The sequence below is a fragment of the Daejeonella sp. genome (assembly GCF_037719425.1).
Classification (GTDB): domain Bacteria; phylum Bacteroidota; class Bacteroidia; order Sphingobacteriales; family Sphingobacteriaceae; genus Daejeonella.
Genome location: NZ_JBBJNI010000107.1, coordinates 8,004 through 14,680, shown reverse-complemented (window position 1 = coordinate 14,680; position 6,677 = coordinate 8,004). Strand labels below are relative to the sequence as shown.

The 6,677-nt window shown below is 44.6% G+C and carries 5 protein-coding genes; 3 read left to right on the top strand and 2 right to left on the bottom strand.

Going from position 1 to position 6,677, the window contains the following annotated elements:
• Positions 1-329 precede the first annotated feature (329 nt).
• The 3 genes from WKF69_RS13695 to WKF69_RS13685 all read left to right on the top strand — a co-directional run bounded on the left by WKF69_RS13695 (position 330) and on the right by WKF69_RS13685 (position 3,618).
• Positions 330-857 carry a hypothetical protein gene (locus WKF69_RS13695; protein WP_340382637.1) on the top strand — a complete coding sequence of 176 codons (528 nt, stop codon included), beginning with the start codon at positions 330-332 and terminating at the stop codon, positions 855-857.
• Between the two features lie 149 nt (positions 858-1,006).
• Positions 1,007-2,698, top strand: coding sequence for an amidohydrolase (locus WKF69_RS13690; RefSeq protein WP_340382636.1), 1,692 nt, complete (start codon positions 1,007-1,009; stop codon positions 2,696-2,698).
• 68 nt (positions 2,699-2,766) lie between these two features.
• Entirely contained in the window at positions 2,767-3,618 is an 852-nt protein-coding gene (locus tag WKF69_RS13685) for a neutral zinc metallopeptidase (protein WP_340382635.1), read from the top strand.
• Positions 3,619-3,663: 45 nt separating this feature from the next.
• Here WKF69_RS13685 and crcB read toward each other — a convergent pair whose 3' ends face one another.
• Both crcB and WKF69_RS13675 read right to left on the bottom strand, forming a co-directional pair.
• Positions 3,664-4,038: a fluoride efflux transporter CrcB gene (gene crcB, locus WKF69_RS13680; RefSeq protein ID WP_340382634.1), complete on the bottom strand. Its 375-nt coding sequence runs from the start codon at positions 4,036-4,038 to the stop codon at positions 3,664-3,666.
• A gap of 8 nt (positions 4,039-4,046) precedes the next feature.
• Positions 4,047-6,632 carry an FtsX-like permease family protein gene (locus WKF69_RS13675; protein ID WP_340382633.1) on the bottom strand — a complete coding sequence of 862 codons (2,586 nt, stop codon included), beginning with the start codon at positions 6,630-6,632 and terminating at the stop codon, positions 4,047-4,049.
• Positions 6,633-6,677: the final 45 nt, after the last annotated feature.

Genomic DNA, 6,677 nt, shown 5'->3' with positions numbered 1-6,677 from the left:
AAATCAAAAAGGTACATTATGAATACCCTTAACTTAATGACATTGGGCTTTCGCCGGAATCTCCCAATTCCTGAAACTTGATTGTCATTCTGGCGAAAGTCAGAATCTCCCGATAATCCTTGTTTAAAATATAATTGAACGTAAAACCAGTGGTACTTGAGCGGTTCTAAAGCGGTGTCAGAGCGGTGTGTGAGCGGTATCACAGCGTTCAACGAGCTATTCACTTCAGGTCAAAAGCGGTCATTTCCTGCCAAAAACGGTCAAAACAGGCTACTTTTTTTGTTACAGAACCTTCTTATCCGTAAATTTAATAGTATAACGTCACAGATATGGCTATCCAGACATCACCGATCTTTGCAGGCTTCCGCGGAAGCGTTAATCGCCATTTGCTTTTCAGGCAATGCGGCGGGAAAACTGTGTTCGGCCAGTTCCCTGACCGGAGCAGGGTGATATACAGCGAGTTGCAGAAGCAGGCGCAAAAGCGTTTTTCGGAGGCTGTTGACTTCGCCCGGGTAGTGATTAAAGAGCCGGGCTTACGTGATATATATAGTATTAAAGCATCATTGCTCGGTTTTCGATCAGCATGGAATCTGGCTATTGCCGAATTCATGAGCGATAAGCCTTTGCAAGTAAAACGAAAAAAGATCAGGTTTGATAAGTCGGTCCTTATTCGTTCCATAGGCTGGAATATTCCTGTGAAGCTCTATAAATTTGCGGAAGAACCGGTACGGGACGTCTTAAAAGTTCCGCAGCGGTTAAGATCACGGCCGGCCGGAAATCCTGTGCATCCGAGGCAACGAACGAGACCTGCCGTTAAATGTTCTAAGAGGGCATTAAAAGTATTTAGTACTAGTTAATCTGAGTAAGGTTGGGTTACACTCCGATCGCGGCGAAGGCCGTGATCTCCTAAGCACCAACAAACAACTGTCATTCCGGCGGAGGCCGGAACCTTTACATTTATTTTACCAGACACTGGTGATTCATTATATTAAGAAAAAAAAACCGAATGAACCCATTTAAAAAGATTCCCGGAACCAGTTGCGCTTTGTCGGTGCTCTTTACTTTTACAGTCATTTTTATAACCGGATGTAAAGCTGTTAAGGATGGCGCTGCCACCATGGGCGTAGTTAATGCCCGCATCTGGACAGGAAATCCGGATCAGCCCTGGGCTGAAGCCATGGCTGTAAAAGGCGAAGAGATCCTCTTCGTTGGAATGAATGCTGAAGTAGAAAAACTGCTAGGCGACAGTTCCAGAACCATTGATGCTAAAGGGAAAATGATTACTCCTGGTTTCAATGACTCACACATTCATTTTATCGATGGTGGCTTCGGACTTTCGTCTGTGCAATTACGTGATGCAAAAACTAAAGAGGAGTTTATTAGCAGGATAGGTGACTTTGCAAAAACAATCCCTGCTGGTAACTGGATACTTGCCGGCGACTGGGATCATACCAATTGGGGTGGAGAACTTCCTCAGGCCGCTTGGATCGACTCTGTTACCCCTAAACATCCGGTGTTTATTCAGCGGCTTGACGGGCATATGGGCCTGGCCAATTCTCTGGCAATTAACCTTTCGAAAGTTACATTACAAACTGCGGATATTGATGGCGGAACCATCGTGAGGGATAAGGATGGCAAACCAGCGGGTATTTTTAAGGATAATGCCATGAACCTTATTGGCCGAAACGTTACTGATCCTTCTGATGAGCTCAAAGATCAAGCCTTACAGACGGCGATGGACTATGTAGCTGAACGGGGCGTAACATCTATTCAGAATATGGGAACCTGGGGCGATGTTGAAATCTTCAGGCGAGCCCATAAAAATAAGACGTTAAAAACCCGGGTGTATTCCTCCGTACCGCTTTCATCATGGAAGAAGCTGGCTGAAGAAGTGGAAAAGTCAGGACGCGGTGATGATTATTTAAAAATAGGCGGTTTGAAAGGTTTTGTTGATGGTTCACTTGGATCTCACACCGCCGCATTCAAAGAAGCTTTTAGCGATACTCCAACAGACAGCGGGTTCCTGGTAAGCACCGTGGAGGAACTTTACAATGCCATTTCCCCCGCCGATAAAGCAGGGCTCCAACTGGTTATCCACTCGATTGGTGACAGAGCTATCTCGTCGCTGCTTGACATTTTTGAGCGGGTTGAGAAAGAAAATGGGGTTCGAGACAGGCGTTTTAGAATTGAGCATGCACAACATTTGTCGCGGGGTGATTTCCAACGGTTTAAGGAACTGAATGTTATTGCGAGTGTACAGCCCTATCACGCTATTGATGACGGACGGTGGGCAGAAAGTGTGATTGGGCCGGAAAGAATTAAAACTACATATGCTTTTAAAAGCTTTCTGGATGCGGGCGTTGTGCTGGCTTTTGGCAGCGACTGGTTTGTGGCTCCGCCGACTCCGCTCGAAGGAATATACGCTGCAGTAACCCGTCGTACTATAGATGATAAAACTCCCGGCGGTTGGGTGCCTGAACAAAAAATTACAGTAGAACAGGCATTGAAAGCTTATACTTCCGGCGCTGCCTTTGCGTCATTTGATGAGACAAAAAAAGGGATGCTGAAAAAAGGGATGCTGGCTGATTTCGTTATTCTGGATGAGGATATCACAAAAATAGCTCCTGAAAAGATCAGAGATGTTAAGGTCCTGAAAACGATTTTGGGCGGTAAGGTTGTTTACGAAAGAGCACATTAATAATATTTATCTGCTGATATAAAACCTTTGCTTCAGCCGGATGTTAATCCAAAACTAAATATATTCATATGAAATGGTTAGGTAGAACCGGAAGCGGAAATATTGATGACCGGCGCGGAATGAGCGGCGGTGGAATGGCTCTTGGTGGCGGTGGTATCCTGGTATTAATTTTAGGATTGCTTTTCGGTCAGGATGCAACCCAATTGTTAAGCCAGTTGCCTTTAGGCGAAGGTACACAGCAGGAAGGTAAGGTTGGTTCTCCTACCGATGATGCGGGGAAGTTTGCTGATGTTGTACTTGCGGATACTGATGAAATGTGGAGTAATATTTTCAAAGCGAACGGAAAGGATTATGACCGGCCTACAATTGTGCTTTTTGATAATTCCGTTGCCTCGGCATGCGGATCAGCAAGTTCTCAAACAGGACCTTTTTACTGCCCGACAGATCAGAAAGTTTATCTCGACCTGACTTTTCAGCAAGAACTTAAAAACCGGTTTGGAGCTGGGGGAGATTTCCCCATGGCATATGTGATAGCTCACGAGGTTGGACATCATGTGCAAAATTTACTCGGAACCTCAAATAAAGTACAAAGTATGCGGGGACAAGTTAGTGAGTCAGAGTATAATCGCCTTTCTGTCAAGTTGGAATTGCAAGCTGATTTCTATGCAGGGATTTACGCCAACTATATTAAAAACCTACAACAGGACGGACAGAGCGTACTTGAAGATGGCGATATCGAAGAAGCCTTAACTGCCGCCAGCGCTATTGGCGATGATAGGCTCCAGAAACAATCGCAGGGCCACGTTGTACCTGATTCCTTCACTCACGGCTCTTCGGCCCAGCGTATGAAATGGTTCAAAAAGGGCTATGAAACCGGTGATGTTAATCAGGGAGATACGTTTTCGAGCAACGACCTATAAGTAAGCCATGAGATTCGAGAAATGGGCTTCCTGCAAGCGAACGACTCATTGCCCGTAGTTAACAGCCCAAAGCCCAATATAAGTTGCAAGTAACCCAAGCACGACACTGGCAGCCACGTAGAGTAAAGCCGGCCCTGCCTGTCCATCCCGCATCAGGGAGATGCTTTCGTAAGAAAAGGCGGAGAAAGTCGTAAAACCACCTATAATTCCCGTAGCAAGAAATAATCTCCATTCGTTCGACAGGCCGGACCGTTCGGCCAGCCCGTAAACGATTCCAATAAGGAAACACCCGATTATATTCACAGTTAAGGTTCCGTAAGGAAAAACCTGAAGAACCTTATTTTGGATAAGTTGGGAAAGAAGGTAGCGTAAAATGCCGCCGATAAAACTCCCAATCCCTATAAATAGAATTATTCTCATAATAATACTTAGACCTCACTTCTTAACACCTCCAGGGGTGGTTTATTAAGGATTCCCCGACTATTAAACAATCCTATTAAAACTGTTAAACAGGAGATTATAGTAAACAATACTAATATAGGCAGCATTTGAGGAGTAAAGCTGGTTTCAAAACTAAATTTAGCTAATCCCCAGCTAGCGAGCAATGACAAAACAATTCCCGCACCTGCAGCCAGAGCGCCAAGGAAAAAATATTCCAGGGCTGTGATTATTAGGATCTGCTTGCGGCTTGCACCTAAAGTCCTCAACAGAACGCTTTCGCGGATGCGCTGGTATTTACTGATCAAGACGGATGCGATTAATACGATCAAACCTGTAATTATGCTAAAACCTGCCATAAACCGGATAACAAAGCCCATTTTCGTGAGAATCTCATCCAGCACGCTGAGCACAAGGCCAAGATCGATCATCGAAATATTTGGATAAGTTTTAACAACGGCTTGCTGGAAATTAGCGGATACTTCATTTGACGGCACCCGGGTCAATAACACATGGAACTGGGGCGCATCTTCCAGTACTCCTTTTGGAAATATCAGGAGGAAATTAGTCTGGATCCGGTTCCAGTCAACCTTACGTATGCTTCCCACCACGGTTTCCATCGGAGCTCCCTGAACATTGAATGTCAGCTTATCACCGATTTTAACATCAATACGACGTGCAAAACCCTCTTCGAGAGACACTGGTACTGGTTGTTCTGGCTTAACCGTCCCAGACCATTTGCCCTCAATTATTTTTTCTGAATCGCTCAGACTATCGCGATACGTTACTCTGTATTCACGATCCAGGGCACGTCGAGCACCCCAGGCCGTACTATCTTTCTTAAAGCTTGCTGTATCCCGGCCTTTGATTTCAATCATCCTCATATTTACAATAGGAACCTCCTGTATGATGGGAAGATTCATGCTCTTAGTAAGATCAGAAATCGCTTGCCTTTGCTCACTCTGAATATCGAATAAAACCATATTCGGTTGATTCTTACTCGACGACATCGTAACACGATTGATCAGGATACCCTGAACAAAGAAAAGGGTACAAATAAACGCCGTTCCTAAGCCAATAGAGACTACCAGAATCAGTGTTTGATTGTTAGGACGGAATAAATTAGCGAAGCCCTGACGCCACAGATAACTCCACGAGGACGGAAAGAATTTCCTCGCCAGCCACATCATCGCGTAAGCTAAAGCTGATAACACAATGAAAGCGAACAGAACCCCTCCGGTGAAATACATGGTCTTTCTGACGGACCCCATTTGCAGGTAAGTGAAACCGAATACGAAGAGCACGATCATCACATACACAAGCCATTTAACAGGATCCTTAAATAAAGATGTTTCCTGGAATGAAAGGCGGAGGGTATTAAGCGGCGATATATTTCTAACCGAAACGAGCGGGAGTAACGCAAATAAAATAGAAATAATTAATCCCAACAATAATCCCTGGGCTATAGCAGCCCACGAAATGGCCACCGTAATCACTACGGGAAGAAAATCCTTAAGAACTACCGGCAAAAATTGCTGTATCAAGGTTCCTAAAATAGTGCCCATCAAAGAACCTATCAGGCCGATGCCAACGATTTGAATCAAATAGATGATGAATGCCTGTTTTGAACTAGCGCCAAGGCATCGGAGAACCGCGATCGTACTGATCTTTTCCCTGATATAAATGTGAATTGCACTTGCTACCCCGATACAACCCAGCAAAAGTGCAACAAACCCTACAAGCGCAAGAAATTCTGTCATATCTTCAAACGAACGACTGGTATTTTGCTTACGGGTCTCAATGGTTTCCGCATCCATTTCAGCTTTTTCAAGACGTGGCTCCAGCTTTTTAGCGAGGGCATCTACATTGATATTCTTATCAAATTTATAATAGAAGTTATAGTTGATACGGCTACCCTTTTGAGACAGGCCCGTTTGTTCGAGGTATTGCAAGGGAATATAGACAACAGGAGCGACCGAGGCTGAGAAACCAGTTTGGCCGGGCGCTTTGTTAAGAATACCAACTATCATAAATGTAAGCTCACCAACTTTTATAGAATCCCCGACGTTAGAATCGAATTGGAGCATCAGCGTTTTATCAACCAAAGCATGCTTCGCATCCCGAAAAGATCGGCCTGCATTCACCGGAGTTGTTTCTATAACTCCGTAATATGGATAACCCCCTTTTAAGGCCCTGACATTTACCAATCGGGTCCCCTCGCTCTTGGGAAAATATATCATCGAAGCAAAAGTTCGTTCTTCAGACCGTTTATTACCAAGTGCCATAAGTACTGGCAGAATATCCTTTTTGACAGGTTTATTGGTTTCAATAACCATATCTGCACCAAGAAGGCCTTTTGCCTGTGAGTCGATATCCTGGCGAAGATTGTACTCAAATGAGTAGATCGCCACGAGTGCTGCTATCCCGAGAATGATTGAAGAAATAAATAGAAATAAACGCGAACGGTTACGCCTGCTGTCTCGCCAGGCCATTAATATCAGCCAGCTGAAATTTAAACCCGGTTTGGAAATTCCTTCGGATAGGTGTTTATCCTGCGGCATAATTTGTTTTGTCAAGGATTTCAGCAGAGGTTAATTCGTCAGAAATAAGGGAGCCGCCCT